The organism is Fluoribacter gormanii, from assembly GCF_900156395.1.
Lineage (GTDB): Bacteria > Pseudomonadota > Gammaproteobacteria > Legionellales > Legionellaceae > Legionella > Legionella gormanii.
The window spans coordinates 122,132-145,734 of the sequence record NZ_FTNL01000001.1 but is presented as its reverse complement, the minus strand read 5'-3'; the positions used below and the strand labels follow the sequence as shown (position 1 = coordinate 145,734).

The following is a 23,603-nucleotide window of genomic DNA, read 5'->3' as shown; positions in this document are numbered from 1 at the left end:
GCCTGAAGTAAATCCTGTGCCTGAAGTAAATCCTGTGCCTGAAATAAATCCTGTGCCTGAAGTAAATCCTGAGCCTGAAATAAATCCTGAGCCTGAAGTAAATCCTGAGCCTAAGTTAGAGGCCACCGGTGAGCTTGCAGAAAATATTTCTGCTGTTATTGAGCGTCAAGTGCTGGCAACAGATGAAGAGCAATTGTTGGAAATTATACCCACCGAAGAAAAAATTGAATCATCTGAGCAAACAGATGAAGGAAAAAATGAGACACATCAAGAGGAAAATTTGCTCGAGTTTGAATCGGGTTTACATCATATACTTACAACAAAGCCGACTCTAGAAGAAGATAGTTTTCAAGAGCTCGTAGAAGATGACAACGCTTTAGATTTTACTCCTACTCCATCGGTTGGTGTAATTCAGCCCCAGAAGGAGGAGGAGGGTAGTGGTCTGTCTCAGTTAAAGAACAAAAAGGCATTAGATACTTTGTTAGCTCTTGCAAAAACGTATATAGGAATGGAAGATATAGAGTCTGCATTGCATTCTCTAAATGAAGTTATAGAACATGGTACCAAGTCGCAAAAAGAAGAAGCACAACGCTTAATCGATGAGATACAAGGGAAGTCATAATGTTTTTAATTGTAGCTTAGAGGAAAGCAAAGTCGTAACCTGGGAGCCCAGGCTACGATGGCTTCATTTCTTTATTTAATAAAGTTCTTTTCGCTACCAAAAAGATAGGTGGCTGAAATTAAGACTTCGTTTGAACGATAGGAGCCAAGATTTAATGATTCTCCAGTCCATGCATTCACTCCATTACCCGAGGAGAGTGGACCCAAATCTTGATAAATATAACCCACAGAGAGAAACAATTGAGGATGGAGTTGTACATCAACCCCTGCACCTACATTGTAAGCGAATTCACTTGTATTAGAATTTCTAAATCCAGCACTAACTCGTGGGGTAACTCCTGAAAAGGCTGTTTCACTATAGTTAGAAATATTGTTGAAAGAGGTGCCTATTCCTCCATTAATAAACGGCGAAAATATTCCATAGCGCACCAAATTAATTTTTCCAGAGGCTAACAAGAGATTGGAAGTAAAATCCAGCTTATAATTGTAGTTGGTAAATTGAGGTAAGGAATATTGTGTTATTTCACCACTGATTTGTGTTTTGAAAAAGTACTGCCAAAAGATACTCAGTGAATAAGAGGGAAACCAGATGCTGTCATTATGCCAACGTCGGCCGGTAGATGCAGCAATAACTCCTCCATTATCATTCGTGATTGAGTAACGATCAGCACCATAAGGAGCTGGAAATCCCGAGCCATTATTTACTTTCATATGCGAATTTAACTCAGGAAATTGCGCACCTCCTCCAAGCGATATAAACCAATTGCCTTGAGCGTTGGTGATGGATTGATGTAAGGAACTTTGTATGTTTTCGATATTCTTGGCAAAAGAGGGGCTATCGAAGACAAATAATAAAGTGGTAATACCTAAGTAAAATAAATTCCTTTTCATAATGAGTCTCAATTTAATGATTATTAAAGATATGCACCAATTAATGGCGCTAATTAAGTGCGGCATGAGAAAGTATCATAATTGAATGAATCAAATCAATAAGATAGTTCGAAGATGCCTTTTCAAGAAGATGTTATATCTGTAAATTTTGAGTGTGTAAAATTCTATAATTACTTAAAATAAGAATCCGGACAAAAGAAATTACTATAATATCTAATAAACTTGTAAATCAATCATATTAAGGTATAGACAAAACATATACTGTATTATAAATTGACCCTTTTATCAGGAATATTCAATGCGTATTGCCTTAGTGCTTGAGTACGATGGTAGCCAGTATCATGGCTGGCAAGCACAAACAGGCTTGCATACTGTGCAACAAGCCGTAGAACATGCTTTATCAAAGGTAGCAGATGGCCCTATTTCTGTCGTTTGTGCAGGTAGGACAGATACTGGTGTGCATGCTACAAATCAAGTAATTCATTTTGACTGTGATAAAGTGCGCAGCATTCGTGCATGGATCCATGGAGTGAACTCTTTTCTCCCTAAAGATATTTGCGTTAAATGGGGAAAGGAATTAACGGAAGAATTTCATGCGAGATATTCTGCCACTGCGAGAAGATATCGTTATGTCATTTATAATGGCGCCATTCGACCTGCATTATTTCGAAGCAATATAACTTGGCAATACAGGCAATTAGATCATCGCCTAATGCATCAAGCAGCCCAGGTCTTATTAGGCGAGAATGATTTTACATCATTTCGCTCTGTTGAGTGCCAGTCAAATACGCCCATGCGGAATATCCATAAATTACAGGTTAGTCGCACGGGTGATTTGGTAATCATTGATATTACAGCTAATGCTTTTCTGCATCATATGGTGCGTAATATCGCTGGTGTGTTAATTGCAGTCGGTTCGGGAAAACATCCTGTATCTTGGGTAGATGAGGTGCTAAAAGCAAAAGACAGGAGACTAGGTGCAGAAACAGCACCAGCTTATGGATTGTATTTAGTGCAAGTGACTTATCCCCAGACGTTTTCTATATTGCAGAATAATCCGGGGCCTTCTTTTCTTGTGGAGAAATAATGAATCTGGCACGCATACGAGTCAAAATGTGTGGAATGACACGTAGCGAAGATGTCGCGCATGCAATTAACCTGGGTGTTGATGCTATTGGTATGATTTTTTATCCAAAGAGTGCACGCTATATTTCAATAGATCAGGCAAAAGCCTTATTAAAAAATTTGCCTCCATTTGTAGATTCGGTTGCTGTTTTGGTGAATCCTGAACGAGATTTAGTCCATAGAATAGTAGAAGAATTGCCAATTCAGTTATTGCAGTTTCATGGTGATGAATCAGCTGAGTTTTGCGAGCAATTTAATATGCCTTTTATAAAAGCCATACATTGCAATTCGTCAGCATATATTCATCAAGCTGCTCAGGAGTTTGAGATGGCAAACGCGTTGTTGTTAGATACACCTTCAGATGTAGCTCGCGGTGGAACTGGATGTGCTTTTGATTGGAAAATTATTCCCCAAGAAATAGAAAAACCTTACATCTTGGCTGGTGGTTTGGATGAGTTTAATGTACTCGAAGCAGTTAAATCATGTCATCCTTACGCTGTAGATCTGTGTAGTGGTATCGAGGTATCGCCTGGGATTAAAGATCATGGCAAAATGAGTCGGTTTATGCAGAAATTGTTAAAGTGGTAGTATATTAGCCTGGGTGAAGCGCAGCATAACCTGGGAAATTGGATAGCGGATCTCGGGTTATGCTGCGCTTCACCCAGGCTACATTTTTTAGAAGTTAATGAAGGTAGAAATGAACAAAAAAGAGCTTCCAGACGAGCATGGGCACTTTGGTCCTTACGGTGGTATTTTTGTAGCAGATACTTTGATGCATGCATTAAAACAATTAGAAGAAGCTTATGCAAAATATCGAAAAGATCCCGATTTTTTAGCAGAGCTAAATGCTGAATTAAAAGATTATGTAGGACGACCTAATCCACTTTATCATGCACAACGTTTAAGTAAGCAAATCGGTGGGGCACAAATCTATTTAAAACGAGAGGATTTGAACCATACCGGAGCGCACAAAATTAATAATACAGTAGGACAAGCGCTCCTTGCTACACGAATGGGAAAAACCAGGGTAATTGCCGAAACAGGCGCAGGTCAACATGGGGTGGCTTCAGCAACAGTTGCGGCTAAATTAGGTTTGGAATGCGTCGTATATATGGGGGCTGAGGATATAAAACGTCAGTCATCTAATGTTTATCGCATGAAATTGTTAGGGGCGGAAGTTGTTCCTGTCACATCAGGCTCACAAACGTTAAAAGATGCATTAAATGAGGCGATGCGTGATTGGGTCAGTCATGTTGATGATACTTTTTATATTATTGGAACAGTCGCAGGCCCACATCCTTATCCCCAGATGGTTAGAGATTTTCAATCTGTTATTGGTATTGAAGCTAGAGCTCAATTTCTGGAAAAAACTGGACGTTTACCCGATGCATTAGTTGCTTGCGTAGGTGGCGGCTCTAATGCAATTGGTTTATTTTATCCTTTTCTGAGTGATTCCACAGTTGCAATCTATGGGGTTGAAGCGGGAGGAAAAGGTTTAGAAAGCGGGGAACATTCTGCCTCGTTGATTGCCGGAAAACCAGGGGTGTTACATGGTAACCGAACTTATTTGCTCTGTGATGAGTACGGTCAAATCAAAGATACACACTCTGTTTCTGCAGGTCTTGACTACCCTGGAGTAGGTCCGGAGCATGCTTATTTAAAAGATACTGGGCGTGTAATTTATGAAGCAATTAATGATGATGAAGCCCTGCATGCTTTTCGTACTTTAACGCGGGTTGAAGGAATTATTCCTGCTCTTGAGTCCAGTCATGCAGTTGCCTATGCAATGAAACTCGCCAAGAAAATGTCAGTGGACCAATGTATTATCGTGAATTTATCGGGTCGTGGTGATAAAGATATGCACACTGTGGCACAAATTGATGGGATTACCGTATGAATCGAATCGACAAAACATTAATGCGTCTTCACGCGAGTGGCAAAAAAATGCTTAGCCCTTACATTACAGCCGGAGATCCTTATCCAGAAATCACAGTAAAACTTATGCATGAGCTAGTTAGAGCCGGCGCAGATATTTTAGAACTCGGAATTCCATTTTCTGATCCGATGGCAGAAGGGCCGGTTATCCAAAGAGCAATGGAACGAGCACTTGCTCAGGATGTCCATTGCCAAACTGTATTGAATATGGTGAAAGAGTTTCGTTTGCAGGATCAAGAAACACCGGTTGTTATAATGGGGTATTTAAATCCTATCGAGCATTTTGGTTATGAACTTTTTGCACAAAAGGCAATAGAGTCTGGCGTAGATGGAACGATATTGGTAGATTTACCTCCAGAGGAAAGTCAAGAGATAGCCAAGATCTGGCAAAAATATGGTTTATACAGTATCTTTCTTTGTTCTCCTACAACATCAGATGAACGAATGGCACTAATTAACCAATTCGCCAAAGGATATTTGTACTATGTGTCTTTAAAAGGTGTTACTGGTTCGGATGCATTGGATATATCATCTTTAAAAGCGCAATATCAACACCGTAAAGCGCAAACCAAGCTTCCTTTAATGGTAGGCTTTGGTATAAAAACACCAGAAATGGCCGCAGACGTTGCGAGATTTGCTGATGGTGTTATTGTTGGCGCTGCCTTGATTACGCGAGTTCTGGATGCCTACAACGCAAACAAAGATATGTTGGAGGCTGGATCAGATTTACTTTACTCTATGCGACATGCTATGGATAAAATTTAAAATGATGGCAAAGCTTGCGCCATTATCAGTCATGCTAATGAGATAGAGAGAATGCCTGTTTTAAACAGTGTATTGGCTTGGATGAACGCAACGGCGTGACCTGGGAATCCGGTATTAAAAAAACCGGTATTATAAGATAAATCGAGTTATAGCTTATTTTTACTGAGGCTACATAGTAATAACAGTGACGGAAAAATCCCAATGATAGAATTAACTGAAAAACGTGCTCATTTTATAAGACAACTGATTACTGATGAACTGGCGAGTGGCAAACATAAGTCTGTAGTGACTCGTTTTCCCCCCGAACCTAATGGATATTTGCATGTAGGGCATGCTAAATCTATTTGTTTGAATTTTGGTTTGGCCCAAGAGTTTGGCGGTATCTGTTATCTACGTTTTGACGATACTAATCCAATTAAAGAAGAGGAAGAGTATGTCAATGCCATTATTGAGGATGTACGCTGGTTAGGTTTTGAATGGTATGACATGACACACTCTTCAGACTATTACCATGAACTTTATGACTTTGCCGTATTACTTATAAAAAAAGATATGGCTTATGTCGATAGTTTAAGCATGGAGGAAATTCGTGCTTATCGCGGGACCTTGCAAGAGCCTGGACGTGAAAGCCCTTACAGAAATAGACCAATAGAAGAAAGTTTGGACTTATTCGCACGTATGAAAGCAGGAGAGTTTCCTGACGGCGCTCATGTATTGAGAGCTAAAATTGACATGCAATCAGGTAACTTGAACATGCGTGATCCGGTTATCTACCGCATTCGACATGCACATCATCAACGTACAGGCGACGAATGGTGTATTTATCCGATGTATGATTATGCTCATCCTATTTCTGATGCTTTAGAAAAAATTACCCATTCACTGTGCACTTTAGAATTTCAAGATCACCGACCACTTTATGACTGGTGTGTTGACAATCTACCTTTACCTGCAAAGCCGATACAAACAGAATTTGCTCGTTTAAATTTATCCCATACAGTCACTTCAAAGCGTAAATTGCGTGAACTGGTTGAAAAAAAGGCTGTTTCTGGATGGGATGATCCTCGAATGCCTACTATCCGCGGAATGCGAAAACGCGGTTACCCGGCAGCTGCGATTCGTCAGTTTTGTGAAGTAATAGGGATATCACGTAGTGATTCTGTAATTGATATGTCTCTACTCGAGGAGTGTGTTCGTGATGAGTTAAATAGAACGGCGAAACGCGCTTTATGTGTTATGGATCCTATAAAAGTAGTTATAGAAAATTATCCTGAAGGCAAAGTAGAAGTATTAACGCCAGCTTATAATCAGCAAGATCCAGATTCGGAGCGGCGTGATTTACCGTTTACTCGAGAGCTTTTTATTGAACGATCAGATTTTATGGAAGAGCCACCTAAAAAATACTTCCGTTTATCTCCAGGTGCTGAAGTGCGTTTACGTCATGCATATGTAATCAAATGCCATGAAGTGATACATGATGAGCAGGGTAACATTGTTGAGTTACGTTGTACCTATGATGAAAAAACTTTAGGAAAAAATCCTGAAGATAGAAAAGTAAAAGGCGTCATCCATTGGGTATCTTGTGCACATGCTTACCCTGTAACTGTGTTGGAATATGACCGTTTATTTAATGATCCCAACCCTGGCCGAGAGGACGATTTTTTTCAATTTTTAAACCATAATTCATTGCAAATAAGACAGGCCTATTGTGAACCGGCTTTAGCAAATCAGCAATTAGGAGAGGTGTTTCAGTTTGAACGCTTGGGATACTATGGTGTTAATGAATTAAAAGATGGACGTGTTAATACATTTCATCGTGTAGTTGACTTGAAAGATACTTGGGGAAAACTAGGGTAAGCTAAAGGGGCAGATATGTTGCATTTATATAATTCTTTAACCAGAACAAAAGAACCGTTTGTTTCTATTTTACCTGGAAAAATTGGTATCTATGTTTGCGGGATTACTGTATATGATCATTGTCATATAGGCCATGCTCGCTCAATGGTAGCTTTTGACGTTATTGTTCGTTATTTACGATCCCAGGGTTATGAGGTGAAATACGTTCGTAACATTACGGATATTGACGACAAAATTATCGCACGTGCACATGAGCGTGCAATACCAATAGATGAATTGACGGCTCAGTATATTGCAGCAATGAATGAGGATACTCAAGCGTTAAATATTTTACCACCAGACGTAGAACCAAGAGCTACAGAACATATACACACTATTATTCGATTAATTGAACGTTTGCTTGCGAAAGGAAATGCATATCTTAGTGATAATGGCGATGTGTGTTATCAAGTCAACTCGTTTGCTGACTATGGTAAATTATCGCACAAAGATTTAGAGGGATTAGTCGCAGGAGCACGTGTTGAAATCGTTAAAGAAAAACGCTCTCCGTTGGATTTTGTTTTATGGAAAAAAGCAAAACAAGGCGAGCCCAGTTGGCCTTCTCCTTGGGGAGAAGGACGTCCAGGTTGGCATATTGAATGCTCTGCCATGGCAATGAGTGAGTTAGGTGATCAATTCGATATTCATGGCGGAGGATTGGATTTACAATTCCCTCATCACGAGAATGAAATCGCTCAAAGTGAAGCGGCTACTGAAAAAGCATTTGCAAATTACTGGTTGCATGTAGGGATGTTGCAAGTGAATAATGAAAAAATGTCAAAGTCATTGGGTAATTTTTTTACTATTGCCGATGTTTTGGCCAAGCATCATCCTGAAGTTGTTCGTTATTTTCTTTTAAGCAGCCATTACCGTAGTTCATTGAATTATTCTGAAGAGAATTTGTCTAATGCAAAAAAAGCATTAACTCGTTTATATCAAACCATAAAAGACAATCATAATATTGCAGATGGGGAGATGGATAATCATTGGATTAATGAATTTAACCAGGCAATGAATGATGATTTTAATACGCCAGTTGCATTATCTGTTTTGTTTCAGCTTAGCCATGAAGTAAATAAGAATAACTCACCGATTCTAGTTGCTACACTGAAGTATTTAGCAGGTATTATGGGATTATTGCAGACAGATCCAGCTTCTTTCTTGCAATCAGGATTTGCTGAAGAGGATAAGGTTGAAATCGAGCAATTAATAGCAGAACGACTTCAAGCACGTGCCGATCGAAATTGGCAGCGCGCTGACCAGATAAGAGCAGACTTATTAAGTCGTGGAATCGAGTTAGAAGATGGAGTAAATGGAACGACTTGGCGTAGGGTCGAATAGGACAATACTTAATCTAGTTCTAGGTTGTAGCCCGAGTTTTGTGCAACGAAACTCGGGCGCTTATTTTCCTTAATAAGTGCTCATTCTATTCATCCTAACTTAGTTTGTTGATTGTGGGTTAAATAGTTTTCCAAAATGACTTTATTTTTAAAGTGAATTATTATTGATGCACTCCGATTTTTTATGGGCGAATTGCGGTAAAAAATATCTCTATGTTTCTGCGATAAACACTTTCTTATTGGTAATAGGTCTAAATGTCGTTTTCAATTAACTCATGTTTACTTTATAATCACCCCGATTATTTTTAATAACCAGTTCAAGATCCAATTTTGTATAGTATGGCTGTGAAACATTTAATTTTTTTGATATTCTTTTTTTCTGCTGTTTGTCATTCAGAAATAGCTGATTCGGTCTTAGATAACTATAAAGCAAATCTACATAAATTGCCTATAGCGAAACAAGAGCACTTTTCAATAAGAATGTACCGAATCACTGGCGATAAAGAACATTTGAATTCGATCATTGATTATGTTTTCTTTTTGAGTAATAAATATCACTATCTTTTCTCAAGTTTCGATCAACCTGAGCTCATCCTTAAAAAATCAAATAATTTGTTATTAGATGCTAACCAAAATCCCATGCAAAAATACAAGTTACGTATCAAAAAAATATCACAATATGGTGATTTATTTTTTTATCTTTATTTATTGGAGATAACCAATAAAATTTTTTCCTATCATTTGGAAAATACGTCCCTGTTTCCGCAAACTAATATCGTTATTGACGTATTAAAAACTCAAATCGCTCGGTTGGAGGAATTTATCTTAAATGAGGAAAACATTAAAATTTATGGGGCTCAATTAGTTAATTACGTTTATTATTTACATGATTTAAACATTGTTGATTTAAGAAAATCCTATACCAAACTATTTCAGCAAACTTTTCCAGATAATATGGATAGTCAACTATCAGAATTAGACTATGAAGCAAAAATTTATGGAATGACTCACTTTGTTACTGCAGCGAGCCATTATTATCAGAATTCAGTTAATGACGATGCTTTTCGTTGGATAAGTGAATATTTCGAGCGCAACATACAACAAATAATGGAGCGAACTGAAAATGATGTTATTGCTGAAGTAGGGGTCTGTTTGTTGTTATTAAATAAAAATGATTCTCCAGCAATTAAAAAAATAAGGGATCATTTAGAAATAGCATATAACATACAACATCAGATGATTCCTACTCGGTCTAGATCCGTAGATTTTATATTTGGTGAACATCGTAATATTCTTACCGTAATGCTTTTTAAATGGCCAGAAAAACTTATGAGTGGTCCATTTTTTACAGAAGAATTAAGACTGATTAATTGACGTTTGTTGAAAATGGGCAGAAACGGGTAGGTAAATCTAGTTTTAAGATCGTTGTTCTAAAATACTATTGTCTAATAGCGGACTCTTATCGTTCTCTGGTGAATTTTTTGTATTACGGAATAGAAAAATAATGATTAAAAAAAACAATAATAAAAGAGCCATCCAACCCATAAGATAAAAGCAATCATCGAGAGCTAAAGCAGTAGCTTGTCGCGTAAGATAGAAGTTTAATTGCGCCGAAGCTTGTTTTCCCTGAAGATGTAATAATTTTGCCTGAGCTAGAAACCGTTGCGTTTCTGGGGAAAATGCAGTCAAACTACTTCCTAATCGAAGATGAAAAAATACTTCTCGCCTATGCCATAAAATAAGGAACAAAGACACTCCTAATGCACTGCCAAGCAAGCGCGAAACATGAAAAAAGCAAATGCATTCGGCAAGTTTTGTTTCAGGAAATGTGTATACTGAAAGGTGAAAAAGAGGGGATAAAAATAGTGCGAGGCCTATTCCGGCTAAACCTCGTGAAAATGCAATCCGATTAAAATTAATATCCACATTAAAGTAGGCTGTATAGAAACAGGAAATCGCAAAAAAAAGCAAGGCAATGAACAATGGATAAAATGGTTCATATTTCCTTTTATTAATGAGTACTGGAATCCATCCACAAAACGCCATTGTTCCGATGATGAGGGCAATCCAATCAGGAGTGTAGTTAACATAAAGTTTTAGCCATAAAGACAATAAGATCACCATGCCAAAATAGAGTGCGAAAAATAATGCGATATAAATCATCGCAAATGAAAAATAGAAATTTTTAAGTAATTTCAAATCAATGACAGGATGTTGAGCTGACCAACTACGTAAAATAAAAAAAACAAGACTTATTACACCCGAAATAAGCAAAAAGGTAATTAAAGAAGAACGAAACCAATCTAACTCTTGACCGGTAGTTAAGGCTGTTCCAATAAAAATCATGCTGATGCAATAGTACAAATATCCAAGTTTATCAAAATATATTTTTTGTATGGGCTCATGATATTTTCTATATCCGTAGCCGACAAAAAAAATTAAAAAGATACATAAAGGTATATTAGAGAAAAAAAGGAATCGCCAATGGTAGTCGTAAGCTATCCAAGCTCCATATGAAGCACCGATTACGGGAATTATTGAAAGACAAATCAATACCAAAGAAACAATATAGACTTTATCTTTATTAGGTGAGAGCAACGGAATAAGCGAACATGTAATAAGAAGAAACATTGGTCCTGAAGCAAAGCCTTCTAAAAATCTGAACAAGATAAATATAAAGAAATCACTGGCAGTAGCACATCCCCACGAACATAAGGCAGTAAGGCTGAGACAAACCACAAAAAGTTGAATAGGGCTTAATCGCGTTACATCAGGTTTTCCCAAAGGCACACTTAAAAGATTTCCAATACAAAAAAAACTGACTGTATATGAAGTCATATAGGGACTTCCACCCAAATCACTTACAATATATAAACCTGCCATTATAGGTAAGGTGAGATTGAAGATCACTGCAGCAAGTGATAAGAGTAAAATATAGAGGATCATTGTTTACTCATTCCATTTAAAGCAATTTTATTCAGAGTAAGTGGCGTATTGGCGTACTTCTGAAGATTAGGATCTAAATTATTATTAATAATATCTGCAATAAGTTGTTCATCACCTTTTTCTTCTTTTTGATAAATATCAGTAACATAATGGGGGGAGCCTGTATTCGAAGTGGGCACTAAAGGTCCGCTTTGATCCGATAGATCGGTAGTTACTTCTAAAGAAAGACCTATTCGCAGAGGATGTTTTTTTAATTCATCCGGTTCTAGAGCTACTCGAACGGGCAATCTTTGAACAATTTTAATCCAGTTACCTGAAAGATTTTCGGGGGGTAATAGGGAAAAAACATTTCCGGCTCCGCCTGGTAAACCAACGATTTTACCGTGAAATACTACATCAGAACCATAAAGATCTGAAGTAATCTTAACGCTCTGCCCAATACGCATTTTTTTAAGCTGAGTTTCCTTGTAATTAGCATTTACCCATATTTGATCCAGAGGAATAATTGACATAAGTGGTTCTTTAGGTGAAAGCCACATACCTACCTGAATTGTTCTTTGTGCTACAAGTCCATCCACAGGCGCATAAATTTTACATCGATATAATTGTACCCAGGCGTCACGTACTTCCTGCGCTGCTGCTTGTACCCAAGGATGTTCGATTATGGATGTGCCTTGTACAAAAGCGAGCATTTTTTGATAGTTGTTTTCAGTGCTTTTCAATGAGGCAATTGAAGCCTTTAGATCATCTTGTGCATTTTGATAATCTTCTAAAGACACTCCTTTGACATCAATTACGTCATAGCGATGTTTCAAGTTTTGTCGTGCTTTTAGAAGTTGTGCTTTCTTTACTTCGATCTCTGCCGCCAGGATAAATACATCATGAAATGCCTGACATACATCGCGTACTGTACTTGCAAGTTTCTTCTTGGCTTTTTCCAGGGTAATACGCGAGTCCGTTTCATTTAGTGAAACGATGAGTTGTCCCTTTTTTACTAGAAAACTATCGTCGGTATAGATACCTATTACGAATCCAGGACGTAAGGACTTTATATAGACCTGATTCCCTTGTACATAGGCATCATTGGTATAAACTTGGTTTCTCCAAACAAAAAACCAATACAAAAAAAAGAAAATGAAAAGAGTAATAAGAATGACGGTAAAATAAAAAGAGGCGGATCGTTCTTTCATGAGTTTTTCACCAACGGTATCGTTTTTTGATAGTAACCGCCTCCTAACGCTCTGGTTAATTTTATAGAGGCTAAGTATTGGTTATAAAGTAGAGTAATATCTACAAGTTCTTTTTGAATGACTTCTTCTTGTAAAAAATAAAGATTAAATAAACTATCCAAGCCTTTTTGTTGGCGCAAATAGCTTAATTGATATCGTTGTTTTGCATACTCCACTACTTGCTTTTGTTCTGCTTTTTGCTGATACACATCCTGAGCGAAAGCTAATACATCAAGAACTTCTTGAGTACTGAATAAGAGTAAATTATTGTATGCCTCTATTGCTGCATCAAATTGTGCTTTAGTTGCATTGATATTCGCTCTTATGGCTCCTGCGGTGAAAATAGGTAATTGCAAGGCGGGTCTAATTGCCGCAGTCCCACTCGATAAGTCTAAAAATTTCCTCCAACTTGTGCTTTCCAGACCAATTAGGCCAGCTAGATTGATGTCAGGATAATATTCAGCCATTGCGGCTCCTGTTTTATAGGCTAGTGCTTTGGCTCGCCAAATTTGCGCCATAAGATCGGGTCTTCGAGCTAAGAAATCCAATGGCAGTATTCTGGGAATATTTAGAGTTTTAGGCAATGGGGGAAGATTGGATTTTATTAGCAATGGAGTATCTGGCCCACGTCCTGCTAAAGTATTAATCAAATGTTTATCGGCTGTTAATTCATCGGTAATACTTGAAAGTAATTTTTGGGATTCGAGTAATTTTTCTGAGGTTTCAAGTGCTGGCAGTTTTGAAGAAAGTCCTTTCTGTACCAATATGTTTTGCAAATTTGCAATTTTTTGCCGCACTTCAATTAACTGCGTATATAATTTTTTTCTGACCAGATTAGTTTTATATGCAAAAAAGGCTTGAGCCATTGCAGTACTTGTAATTAATTCCACTTCTGCGGTTTCCGCTTCTCGAACTTTTGCTTCTCCTAAAGCTGCATAAAAAAGATTACGGTTTTTTCCCCAAAAATCAAACTCATAAGTAAACGAAAGAGAAAGATCCAGGAGTCTGGCGTTTAAAGGGAATGTGTGATTGAATGCGCGATATAAACCGTTTTCGCTTACATATTGTCGATTTTCATGTGCATTAAAAAAAACTAAAGGAGCTAATAGCGAGCGTGTAACAATGGCTTGTTGCTTAGCAACTTCAATACGATTTTTGATTTCATGAATTGAGGGATTATTTGCTAAAGCTTCTGTAACTAAGACGCTAAGTTCAGAAGAGTTATAAGTTAACCACCATTGTTTGTTTGGCCATTTGCCTTCAGAAAAAACCTCTTTTTTTTGAAAACTTTTTTTAATGGAGCGCTCCATGCTTGGAACGGGTTTTATATTTTTAATTTGGCTTTGTTGAGGAAGTGAAATAGTACAGGATACTAATGAATATATACTAAAACAAGTAAAACCCTTGACCCAAAGCCGCATAACACTCCCTTTTTATTTGGCAACACATTTTAATCATTAAAAAAAAATTCATTCCATATTATCATAAGCAGTTTCGCTTGGCATCGAAGCTCTTATATAGTAACCATTAACATTTGATTTTCATAGAATTTCCTATTGATCAATAGAAAACAAATTTTTTAGCAAGAATAAGAATTTTCTAGCTCGGTTCCTTAAGCCATTAGATACTAGCTTACCTATTACTTAACTCCTATCATTGGAGTTTGTAAGTTTGATTCCGAGCTAGAATGTCCACAATATGCTGTTCTAAGAGCTATGCAGTCATGGTGCTCATTTCCATTTCTTTATCGTCTTCTTTTATCGTTATAAAGTCTGCTACTTTATAAATTATTGCTGCCATTACATCGAGACAAAATCCATGAATAGGAAAATAATCGGAAATTTGTGTATGATCTTCAAGTGTACTTAACGCGGAAGCTTTAAAAAGATACTGTATGGTCTTAAGAATATTACTTACATTATTTAACCAAGTATCAACGGAATCAACCTTGTCAACTTTAGGTATAGCTATTGTAAGAGGCTGTTTAAAAAAAGGATCCTGAAACCTATAAATAGTACTTACTTGTTTCAAATCACGAATAGCTTCTTGAGTTTTTTGGTGAAAATATTTTCGTTGCTTCCCAGATGACATGGCTTATTCTCCTACTGTAATCAATGCTTTAAAGATTATTTTAAACACAATAAGATTGTGTAAAAAGTAATCAAATTATACAGGAAAAAGATTAAATTAAAATTAACACTGTTCTATTTCTATTTCTATTGATTTACTCTGCATTGATTTTATGAATCAAATATTCTTCTAAACGATTAACTCTGGGTTGTTACTCGAAGAATTTCAGCCAGTGAAGTATCACCAGCAAGTACTCGTTTAAATCCATCATCACGAATACTGGGGGTAGTGGGGCGTAAATAATTTTCCATTGTTTGTAAATTTTCATGTCGATGAATCATTCCTCTCAGCACTTCATCGACGGTAATCAGTTCGTAAATACCAGTTCTTCCCTTGTAGCCCAAGTGATTGCAAAAGTCACAGCCTTTGGGCTCAAAAACTTTTGAGGTATCAGAGTCTACCGTAAGCCCCATAAGTTCTTTTTCATCGTCTCTTAATTGATGGGGGGTTTTGCATTTAGGGCATAATCTTCTAACCAGCCTTTGCGCGATAAGTCCTACGATGCTTGAGGATAAAAGAAAGGATTCAACGCCCATATCACGCAAACGAGTTAGGGCACCCAGTGCGCTATTAGTATGTAAGGTGGATAATACCAAGTGTCCTGTAAGACTGGCTTGAACTGCAATTTCTGCAGTTTCCAAATCACGAATTTCTCCTATCATGACTACATCCGGATCCTGCCTGAGAATTGCTCTTAAACCTTTAGCAAAGGTCATTTGTACTTTTGTATTAACTTGTGTTTGTCCAATCCCTTCAAGATCATATTCTATGGGATCTTCAATGGTTAGAATATTACGTGTGACTTGATTTAATTCGGTCAACATAGCGTATAAGGAAGTGGTTTTTCCTGAGCCTGTGGGCCCGGTAACTAGAATAATGCCATGCGGCTCAGCAATCATTTTTCGCATGCTTTTTACTGTTGGTTCAGGCATGCCTAATAGGTTTAAATCCAATTGAGCCGCTTGTTTGTCTAAAATCCTCAACACCACGCGTTCACCATGATTAGACGGAAGGGTTGAAACCCGGACATCAATATTGTGTCCACCAATACGTAGAGAAATACGACCATCCTGAGGAATACGCTTTTCTGCAATATCGAGTTTGGCCATTACTTTGACTCTGGAAATTACTAAAGGAGCTATGGCCCGCTGAATTTCTAATACCTCATGTAATACACCGTCAATCCGATTACGTACAAGTACTCGATCCTCATATGTTTCGATATGAATATCAGAAGCTTTTTGTTTTATTGCTTGAGTAAACAAGGCATTCAATAAACGAATTATGGGTGCATCATCTTGATTTTCCAACAAATCTTCACTTACTGGCAATTGGCTAGCCAGTAGTGAAAGATCCATATCTTCTTCCATGCCTCCGGCGGCTTCCAATATCGATGATTTAGATTGGTATACATGGGCTAGATGTTGCTGAAAGGCCGATTCATCAACTTGTTTTAAAGTAAATTCACATTGTAATAAACGTTTTATTTCAGCAAGAGATTGCAATGAAGTATTTGGTAGGTAATAAACAAGCGCCTGGTTATCGCTCATTTCATTGGCCACGACAATCCCATGGTTTTTGGCAAAACTGTATGGGATTTTCAGTGATCTCTCTTCGTTTTCCATGGTCTATTTCGTTACTAACAAAGGTGGACGATTAAACGGTTTGGGTAACTCAGCTCGTTTCAGAGCAGGTAATACCGTTGCGTTATTGCTTTGTACAAATGCATCTTGCGATTTCAACCAATCCAGTTCGAATTGACGTACATTATTATATTTTTCACTCGTCATATGCATGTTATCTCGTTCATTACGCAAAATAATGGGTTTAATAAAGACCATCAGTACACGTTTTTCACGAGAATTTATATTTCGTTTGAATAACCGACCCACTCCCGGTATATCTCCGAGAACTGGCAAGCGGTTATTTTCATTACCCAGGCTATCTTGAGTCAAACCTCCCAATACAACTACATCACCACTCTCAACATGAACCGATGTAACGATACTACTGATTCTAAAAGTTGGGGTAGCGGTGTTTGGAGAAACAACCGGTGGATCCAATGTGTCATTTCCTTGATCGATTTGCAGCTGGATTCCATTACCGCGTGTTATTTGCGGTCTGACATAGAGATGTAATGCAACGTTAACACGATCAAATGTAGTAAATGGGACCCCATTATTTGTTGTACCTCCGGCATTTGCAGGTTGAGTAGTGGATGCTATCGAAACCTGTTTACCTACCAATATTTTAGCTTGGCGGTTATCAAGAACAACAACTGAAGGTGTTGATAAAATATTAGCTTTATTCTCTCTTGCTAAAGCATATATCTGAGCTTGAAAATCATCAAGTTTTGTACTGCTATTAATTATAGCAAATCCTGGCGTAAAACTTTCAGGTTTTCCTGTTTGTTGATCACTTCCCCACTCAATACCCAAGTCATTAATATCCGATTGATTAATTTCTGCGACTAACGCTTCGATGAGTAATTGGGCCGGTTTAATATCCAGCTGTGAAATTACTCTTTTCAAAGTACGGATTACAGATGCTGGTGCATTAAGAATGATCGAGTTTGTATTGGGTTCAGCAATAATTTGTACTGTGGGTTTCGTTGTTCCTTCATTTTGCGTTGTGGTAGTTGAAGTATTTGCAGTAGCTCCTGAAGCAGTTAATGAACTGCCACCACTGCCTGATCCTGTTGAATAAGGAGAACTGGAACTGCTAGTGGAGCCTTGCATATTTGAGTTGTTGGCAAGATTGGAAGCAGGATTTGTACTATCCAGAATAGGGCGAGTAATGGTCCCAATTGTTGTACCAACATTGCCACTGAAATTTGCCTGGGCAATACCGGCGAGGATGGGTACCAAGTCTTCGGCTCTGAGATAATTTAGATACACCACTTGTGTGTTGGAGTTAACCCCCTCGGAACTCTCTCTATCTAATTTTAAAATCAACATTCTAAGGCGAATTCTGTCTGTTTTGGAGCCGCTGACTAGCAGCGAATTGGAGCGGTCATCAGCAGCTATAGTTAGTTGAGTTCGCGCTCCTCCCATACTGGGTTGAGTTTTAACAAGATCTTTCAAAGTAGCAGCAATATCCATCGCTAATGAATGTCTTAAATGAACTATATCAATGCCATTGGCAGATGAGTTATCTACTTGTTTGATGATGTCTGCAAGACTGCGAATGTTGTTTGCTCTTCCAGATAAAATAAGCATATTTGAGGGCGCATAAGCAGAGATGCTACTCCATTGTGGCATTAATGGTCGCAAAACGGGAACTAATTGCTCTGATGGAACATAATGAACAGGAACTACTGCCACCATCATGTCATCACCTCTAGGTGGATGTTTTATTCCGTTTAAAAGATCGGGCGATTGTGTTTTCGCATCGATATTTGGAATAATTTTAATGATCGCACCACTAGGTATCGCGGCGTAGCCTGAGACTTGTAAGACTGAGAGGAACACTTGATAAAGCTCATTATTGTTCATAGGCGTTGACGATACGATCGATATTTTCCCTTGCACTCGGGGATCAATGACAAAATTTTTCCCAGTAACTCGAGACACTTCCGCAATAACAGCCCTAACATCAGCGTTTCTCAAGTTCCATAGTTTGCCGCCCAGAGGTGGTGTTTCTTTTGGGGGGATTTGGCTCTCAGATGGAGTCGGTTGTGTTACGTAAGGATGTTGATTTTCACTTTGTTCACTTTTCTTTGAACTAATTTTCTGGGATAGCTTATTCTGCAAATCTCGTGCGGTGAGGTAATCACTAATTGGTCCAATTTGTATCAGATAAAGTTTTTTATCTGATAGATTCTTAATTTCAACAGGTTCACTGACAAGCGCCGACAATTCTTTCTGACGTTGCTTTGCGTCTTTTTCTAAATTAAATGCACCAGCTTGCAGATAAAAAGTAGTATTCCCATTCTTAGTGGTCGTGGAAATATTAATTTCGTTTGCATAAGTTAATGCTGAGCAAATAAATATTAAAATTATAATTACTATCGAGCGCATCGAAAAATCGTAAAATCCTAAGTAAATAACATAATAACTAAATTTATAAACTTACCATAGCTTTTTTGGTGAGTATCTGAATGTATTTTGCAGCATTTTCAAATTATGCTTCAAGATTATCTTAATTGATAAAAAAATCTAGAATTTGTTGATTTTTGTCACGTAGGTCCTTTATATATCTTATTTTTTTGGGTTATAAATTTACTTTTCTAAACCAACGTTTTGCTGATTCCCGCCTACAGCTATAACTGCATTTACTGATGGTAGCCGAGAATGCTATCCCGGGATTAGTCCATTTTTTATTTTATATTATCTAGTGCAAAATTAGTTCGACTTTTTTATCTGTTTTGAGGATACTTCGGCCCCGTTAAAGCATTGTCGATTATTTTAAACAACAAAGGAGATTAAACATGCAACAAAAAATTGATGTACCCACAATGAAGTATGGTCCGGATTTCAATCTCTTTCGTGCCATTCAGGGAAAATTTTATTCCATACTAGATGATATCAAAGCAACAGCAGATCCGGGATTTATTGCGTATTGTCTTGAAGAGTGTCAGAAAGTACTTTCTATGGGAAGTGATATTACCGGGATGGACGCAATGCCAACGTCCACTTTTAGTGGTCCAGGTACATATATGGCGGCAACTCCAGCAATACCAGCGTCAAGCCAGTTTATACCTACAATGCCAACGTCTACTTTTAGTGGCCCGGGTGCATATAGGGTAACAACGCCGGTAATAACACCGTCAAACCCGATTCAGCCGGTAATGCCAACATCCGCTTTTAGTGGCCCAGATCCATATAAGGTAACAACCTCAGCAATAAAACCGTTAATCCAGATTCGACCTGCAATGCCAACGTCTGGTTTTAGTGGCCCAGATCCATATAGGGTAACAATACCAGCAATAACACCGTTAAACCAGTTTCAGCATAGTACTACCCTGGCTATAAAAAGAAAGCACCCCGAATTAATTGATTTAAGTACCGATGTTGGAAATGGTAAGCCCATTATTCAACAACCCACTATTGAGGAAGGAGCTGCTTCTCCTTTAACAAAAAGACATAAAGTGGCACATCCTCATTTAGAGACAGCAGATACTCGTGAAGAAAAAGGAAAAGAAAAAGAAACCATTCAGGCTCTGACCACGAATACAGGCATGTCAAAGCCAGGTAAAATAGAACGAAAATTAGTTTCACCTTTTTTAATTGAATATATTGAGCAAATGGCTAAAGGTGATCTTGAAGAGTATCAAAAAGTACAGCGTGAAATGATACAAAAAAATGAGCGCTATAATAGTCTGCTATCAATGCGGCACATATCTTCTATAGGGCAAAGATCAGATTTAAGTAAAGAAATAAAACCTCAATTTCCAGATGGACTTAGAAATAAATTTATCTATAGCCATCATATCAGTTTTCCGTTTACTGCAAAAAAAAGCGACCATAGTCTTAAAAGATCAGCTCGCTACCAAAATGAATTATCAAGGAGTGAATTTATTTCTAAAGAAATTATTCCCCATATAAAGACGGCTCCTTCATTAGCTGCTCAGAATTTAATTTATTTATACCAACATCATTTGATGTATAGCATTTATTTACAACGTAAATCAGCAGAACAGCTCGCTGAAATCCTAATTTATCATGTGAATAAATGGGGAGTGGATTTAGAAAAAAAAGAATTAAAAATTTTAAAATCGGCCATCAATTCTAGTTACCCTCTAATTATACGCAGGAAGCCGTTTACGAACCTTATTATGCAAACACCTATGCGTCAGATTGAGCTTCCTGTGGAGAGACCTAAAGATAGAATATCTGATGGGGCTATGATTGCTACTATAGTATTGCATGATAATCCTGTTAAAAAAATTGCAAGAAATGATACCTTTGATGAACCTTTTCCCAATTCGATGAAAATTACTCAAGATACTAATTTTTATGATGCTAAAGGAAAACTAATTGGTGTATATCGTGTTGGTGCAATTCAGCCTGAGATGATAACTGATAAATTACGTAAAGAACTCTCTTCAGTAACACCAAAGCAATTAAGTAGAATGGGGGCTGTATCTTCAGAAGAAAAAGCTAAGAAAAGGCAAAATAAAGAAGATTTTCACATAAGTATTCGTTCAGCTCCATTTGGTGTGCTCGGGAAAAAAATGGGCAGAATTAGACCTACCCAATTTTCTGAAGAAAAATTTGGAATAGAAGTGGGATTAGCGCCTCTTTTTAATACTATCGAAAAGATCTATGCAGAAAGTGCTCCAGTTGAATATGCAACGCGTCGTCGAATCATGGACTATACATCTTATTTTACTATACAAGGATCGAGTTATCTTTTGGCCGCCGAAGCAAATTATGATAAACAAACTAATGCTCATATAGACAGTAATAAGTTTCCCATTCATTGCTTAAATCCACTGTTTGTCATCTATCCTTCTAAGAATGGTCAGCAGAATGATCTGCAAAGAACGTATGAAGGTGCCTATACATTTTTTCCTGGAGTGAGAGGTGTCATACCAAATGACTCCCAAACTTATTTTGAAGGGCTATATTTTGATTTAAAAGAAGGAGACGTATTGTTATGGGATTTTGATAGATATTTTCACTGCAACACGAAATTAATTTCTTCTAATGGTATCACTGATTCAAGTTGGCATCGCATATCCATTGTTGGATTTACCAAAGGTGAGGCATTACATAAAATAGTTGAACCTCTTGTACTTGAAGATTCAGATGATGAGGATAGTGTTCTTTTTAGCTCAGAAGAGCTCACACATGCTGGACAATTTTCGGAGGAGACGGTATTTGAGCTTCCACAATCCATACAAACTAAGGAACAAGCTGCATCACAGGACGAGCATCTTGAAACTAATGTTTCATCCGTAGCAGAGGATGAACCGGTTGATGGATTGAAGTTAATGAGCTTGGCTTCCTTGTTATCATCGGACAATATTATTGAATTAGAAAAGCTTAACGATCAAGTAAGTGAGCCTATGTTAGATAATTTTTCTCAAGATGTAGCTGTACAAAAGGAAGAAAGTCAATCTACTGAATATTATGTAAAAACAAATCCTTTAAACCTTACATTCTTTGGGGCTGAGAAACCATCGCAAGGGAAAGAAGTATTACAAAGTACACACGTTACTCCACAATTTAGACAAAATTAGTGAAGTGTATTTGTATTCGAGGACCATTGTGGGATTTGCACCCGGATTGCATGATGATAATCCGGGTTATCCTTTCTAGGGATGTGTATGCGTATGTGTATGTTCATCGTGGCCATGATGATGAGCGTGTGGCTGCTGATGTAAATGAGGCATTTGTTGGTATGGATTATGTGCATGGTGATGTGAATGGGGGTTAAAGAAACCATAAGGGGTTACACTTGGCACTGGAGTTGTAACAACTACGACGGTTTGTGGCTGGGTAGTTGATGAATGCGTGTGGTGGTGAGTGTTTTGTTGATGTCCTGTTCTCTTCATATTATTTTATCCTTACTAAATAAAAGAATTGGATTTTAATTATTAGTTCATTACAGAGATGATAAGGCGAATAGTTGTATATTTTAAATATCATCTTTACGTATTATAATCAGATGGTTTTGTAAATGTATATGATTTTTCAAAATCTTTAACTAGAGAGGGACAGGGAATCACCTTCTACTTTTATTCGTTTTATTATGCAGAAGGCTCACTCAGATTTTTTGTCTTGAGGCTAAGGACAATAAATCGTATCATGTACTTCTTCAAGATCCGCATTACTTTGATCTTTTAAATCAAAATTGCCGTGAAACTCTTCTCCTGATGTGCTTATATAATGTCTTTCAAAAAATCTTCCTGCCATCGCATTTTGTCTGCGCAGTTGGAGGGATGGAAGCATTTCTTCAGAATCAGGTAATTGCATTAAAGGATTGTCTGATAAATCAGTTACAGCTGTTTTTCCTCCGGTAATAAATAAAGTTTTAGTTTTTTTATCAAAAAATTTTGTCATGATAATCATAATCTCCAGGCAAATGGGTTTAAGGTGATTAGATACAACAGATTAGTTGAACTTATGCGGAGGCGTCAGTCAAGCAACTTCTCCACAGCAATACAGTTTTACCGTCAACAGTCCTAAGTTGAATGAGCTTTTGGGGGCATGATGCGATATTTCAATTGTACAATACCATAGCCAATATTCTTTGTATCCAAAAGTTCCAGATCGATGTCCTGTTTTAGTGGGCCAAATAATGAACGCCCAGAACCAAGTAAAATAGGAATCAATGTAATTGTTAATTCATCGATGAGTTGTTCCGTAATAAATCTTTGAATGGTAATCCCCCCATCAATGTAAAGGTGTTTCATTCCCTTTTTTGCCAGGCGTTGAACAAGGGTGGAAGGTGTTTCTGCAGATAAAGAGACGCATTTTTGCAAGTGTTCGGGAATAATTAGTGCTTTGCTGGTCATGACCACTACTGGAAGATCTCCATATGGCCATTCATCAAATGATAGCACCTGTTCATAAGAATTTCTTCCCATAACCAACCCATCAACTGTTGATATAAATGATTTATAGCCGCCATCCTCACCTGAAGGCACAAGGGTGTTGAAGCTTATGAGCCAATCAATGCAGCCATCTTCTCGAGCGATGAATCCATCCACAGTTGTGGCAATAAATACGGAGCATTTGATAGGCATGCCAAAATATCCTTGCAGTTAATTTTACAA

The 23,603-nt window shown here is 37.6% G+C and carries 19 protein-coding genes; 9 read left to right on the top strand and 10 right to left on the bottom strand.

Annotated elements, in window-relative coordinates:
* The coding region (locus BW930_RS17055; RefSeq protein WP_284698306.1) for a FimV C-terminal domain-containing protein at positions 1–622 on the top strand (622 nt) is incomplete at its 5' end.
* Positions 623–693: 71 nt separating this feature from the next.
* Here BW930_RS17055 and BW930_RS00610 read toward each other — a convergent pair.
* Positions 694–1,512: an outer membrane protein gene (locus tag BW930_RS00610; protein ID WP_058467932.1), complete on the bottom strand. Its 819-nt coding sequence runs from the start codon at positions 1,510–1,512 to the stop codon at positions 694–696.
* A gap of 298 nt (positions 1,513–1,810) precedes the next feature.
* On the opposite strand from BW930_RS00610, the gene truA reads away from it, so the two are divergent.
* The 7 genes from truA (at position 1,811) to BW930_RS00575 (ending at position 9,947) form a co-directional block, all read left to right on the top strand.
* Complete coding sequence (gene truA / locus BW930_RS00605) at positions 1,811–2,599, top strand: tRNA pseudouridine(38-40) synthase TruA (RefSeq protein WP_058467933.1); 789 nt, start codon at positions 1,811–1,813, stop codon at positions 2,597–2,599.
* Positions 2,599–3,225: a phosphoribosylanthranilate isomerase gene (locus BW930_RS00600; protein ID WP_058467934.1), complete on the top strand. Its 627-nt coding sequence runs from the start codon at positions 2,599–2,601 to the stop codon at positions 3,223–3,225. The genes truA and BW930_RS00600 overlap by 1 nt, the downstream gene beginning before the upstream one ends.
* Before the next feature lie 109 nt (positions 3,226–3,334).
* Positions 3,335–4,534 (top strand): tryptophan synthase subunit beta, encoded by a 1,200-nt coding sequence (gene trpB / locus BW930_RS00595; protein WP_058467935.1) that lies wholly within the window; start codon positions 3,335–3,337, stop codon positions 4,532–4,534.
* Complete coding sequence (trpA, locus tag BW930_RS00590) at positions 4,531–5,337, top strand: tryptophan synthase subunit alpha (protein WP_058467936.1); 807 nt, start codon at positions 4,531–4,533, stop codon at positions 5,335–5,337. The genes trpB and trpA overlap by 4 nt, the downstream gene beginning before the upstream one ends.
* 201 nt (positions 5,338–5,538) lie before the next feature.
* Positions 5,539–7,194 (top strand): glutamine--tRNA ligase/YqeY domain fusion protein, encoded by a 1,656-nt coding sequence (locus tag BW930_RS00585; RefSeq protein WP_058467937.1) that lies wholly within the window; start codon positions 5,539–5,541, stop codon positions 7,192–7,194.
* Positions 7,195–7,209: 15 nt separating this feature from the next.
* Positions 7,210–8,574: a cysteine--tRNA ligase gene (cysS, locus tag BW930_RS00580; protein ID WP_058467938.1), complete on the top strand. Its 1,365-nt coding sequence runs from the start codon at positions 7,210–7,212 to the stop codon at positions 8,572–8,574.
* A gap of 344 nt (positions 8,575–8,918) precedes the next feature.
* Positions 8,919–9,947: a DUF3541 domain-containing protein gene (locus BW930_RS00575; protein ID WP_162262999.1), complete on the top strand. Its 1,029-nt coding sequence runs from the start codon at positions 8,919–8,921 to the stop codon at positions 9,945–9,947.
* Positions 9,948–9,989: 42 nt separating this feature from the next.
* Here the strand turns inward: BW930_RS00575 and BW930_RS00570 are convergent, their stop codons facing one another.
* From BW930_RS00570 to lspD, 6 genes are all read right to left on the bottom strand, one after another.
* A complete protein-coding gene (locus BW930_RS00570; protein ID WP_058467940.1) occupies positions 9,990–11,519 on the bottom strand; it encodes an MFS transporter in 1,530 nt (509 codons plus the stop codon).
* A complete protein-coding gene (locus BW930_RS00565) occupies positions 11,516–12,709 on the bottom strand; it encodes an HlyD/EmrA/EmrK family protein (protein ID WP_058467941.1) in 1,194 nt (397 codons plus the stop codon). Before BW930_RS00565 ends, BW930_RS00570 begins: the two co-directional genes overlap by 4 nt.
* A complete protein-coding gene (locus BW930_RS00560; RefSeq protein ID WP_058467942.1) occupies positions 12,706–14,169 on the bottom strand; it encodes an efflux transporter outer membrane subunit in 1,464 nt (487 codons plus the stop codon). The genes BW930_RS00565 and BW930_RS00560 overlap by 4 nt, the downstream gene beginning before the upstream one ends.
* Positions 14,170–14,461: 292 nt before the next feature.
* Positions 14,462–14,839, bottom strand: coding sequence for a hypothetical protein (locus tag BW930_RS00555; protein WP_058467943.1), 378 nt, complete (start codon positions 14,837–14,839; stop codon positions 14,462–14,464).
* 176 nt (positions 14,840–15,015) lie between these two features.
* Positions 15,016–16,503, bottom strand: a complete 1,488-nt coding sequence (gene lspE, locus BW930_RS00550) for a GspE family T2SS ATPase variant LspE (protein ID WP_058467944.1) — start codon at positions 16,501–16,503, stop codon at positions 15,016–15,018.
* A gap of 3 nt (positions 16,504–16,506) precedes the next feature.
* A complete protein-coding gene (gene lspD / locus BW930_RS00545) occupies positions 16,507–18,897 on the bottom strand; it encodes a GspD family T2SS secretin variant LspD (RefSeq protein WP_058467945.1) in 2,391 nt (796 codons plus the stop codon).
* 410 nt (positions 18,898–19,307) lie between these two features.
* On the opposite strand from lspD, the gene BW930_RS00540 reads away from it, so the two are divergent.
* The gene (locus tag BW930_RS00540) at positions 19,308–22,064 is read left to right on the top strand and encodes a hypothetical protein (RefSeq protein ID WP_058467946.1); all 2,757 of its coding nucleotides are present in this window, start codon (positions 19,308–19,310) and stop codon (positions 22,062–22,064) included.
* 75 nt (positions 22,065–22,139) lie between these two features.
* Here BW930_RS00540 and BW930_RS16890 read toward each other — a convergent pair whose 3' ends face one another.
* The 3 genes from BW930_RS16890 to BW930_RS00530 form a co-directional block, all read right to left on the bottom strand.
* Entirely contained in the window at positions 22,140–22,379 is a 240-nt protein-coding gene (locus BW930_RS16890) for a hypothetical protein (protein WP_131756829.1), read from the bottom strand.
* Positions 22,380–22,611: 232 nt separating this feature from the next.
* Complete coding sequence (locus BW930_RS00535) at positions 22,612–22,887, bottom strand: hypothetical protein (RefSeq protein WP_058468050.1); 276 nt, start codon at positions 22,885–22,887, stop codon at positions 22,612–22,614.
* Between the two features lie 122 nt (positions 22,888–23,009).
* Positions 23,010–23,573, bottom strand: a complete 564-nt coding sequence (locus tag BW930_RS00530; protein ID WP_058467947.1) for a dihydrofolate reductase family protein — start codon at positions 23,571–23,573, stop codon at positions 23,010–23,012.
* Positions 23,574–23,603 lie beyond the last annotated feature (30 nt).

Excerpts from the sequence above, each read along its gene's own strand:
- BW930_RS00610 (WP_058467932.1), bottom strand. The coding sequence starts at position 1,512 with ATGAAAAGGAATTTATTTTACTTAGGTATTACCACTTTATTATTTGTC.
- truA (WP_058467933.1), top strand. The coding sequence starts at position 1,811 with ATGCGTATTGCCTTAGTGCTTGAGTACGATGGTAGCCAGTATCATGGC.
- BW930_RS00600 (WP_058467934.1), top strand. The coding sequence starts at position 2,599 with ATGAATCTGGCACGCATACGAGTCAAAATGTGTGGAATGACACGTAGC.
- trpB (WP_058467935.1), top strand. The coding sequence starts at position 3,335 with ATGAACAAAAAAGAGCTTCCAGACGAGCATGGGCACTTTGGTCCTTAC.
- trpA (WP_058467936.1), top strand. The coding sequence starts at position 4,531 with ATGAATCGAATCGACAAAACATTAATGCGTCTTCACGCGAGTGGCAAA.
- BW930_RS00585 (WP_058467937.1), top strand. The coding sequence starts at position 5,539 with ATGATAGAATTAACTGAAAAACGTGCTCATTTTATAAGACAACTGATT.
- cysS (WP_058467938.1), top strand. The coding sequence starts at position 7,210 with ATGTTGCATTTATATAATTCTTTAACCAGAACAAAAGAACCGTTTGTT.
- BW930_RS00570 (WP_058467940.1), bottom strand. The coding sequence starts at position 11,519 with ATGATCCTCTATATTTTACTCTTATCACTTGCTGCAGTGATCTTCAAT.
- BW930_RS00565 (WP_058467941.1), bottom strand. The coding sequence starts at position 12,709 with ATGAAAGAACGATCCGCCTCTTTTTATTTTACCGTCATTCTTATTACT.
- BW930_RS00560 (WP_058467942.1), bottom strand. The coding sequence starts at position 14,169 with ATGCGGCTTTGGGTCAAGGGTTTTACTTGTTTTAGTATATATTCATTA.
- BW930_RS00555 (WP_058467943.1), bottom strand. The coding sequence starts at position 14,839 with ATGTCATCTGGGAAGCAACGAAAATATTTTCACCAAAAAACTCAAGAA.
- lspE (WP_058467944.1), bottom strand. The coding sequence starts at position 16,503 with ATGGAAAACGAAGAGAGATCACTGAAAATCCCATACAGTTTTGCCAAA.
- lspD (WP_058467945.1), bottom strand. The coding sequence starts at position 18,897 with ATGCGCTCGATAGTAATTATAATTTTAATATTTATTTGCTCAGCATTA.
- BW930_RS00540 (WP_058467946.1), top strand. The coding sequence starts at position 19,308 with ATGCAACAAAAAATTGATGTACCCACAATGAAGTATGGTCCGGATTTC.
- BW930_RS16890 (WP_131756829.1), bottom strand. The coding sequence starts at position 22,379 with ATGAAGAGAACAGGACATCAACAAAACACTCACCACCACACGCATTCA.
- BW930_RS00535 (WP_058468050.1), bottom strand. The coding sequence starts at position 22,887 with ATGACAAAATTTTTTGATAAAAAAACTAAAACTTTATTTATTACCGGA.
- BW930_RS00530 (WP_058467947.1), bottom strand. The coding sequence starts at position 23,573 with ATGCCTATCAAATGCTCCGTATTTATTGCCACAACTGTGGATGGATTC.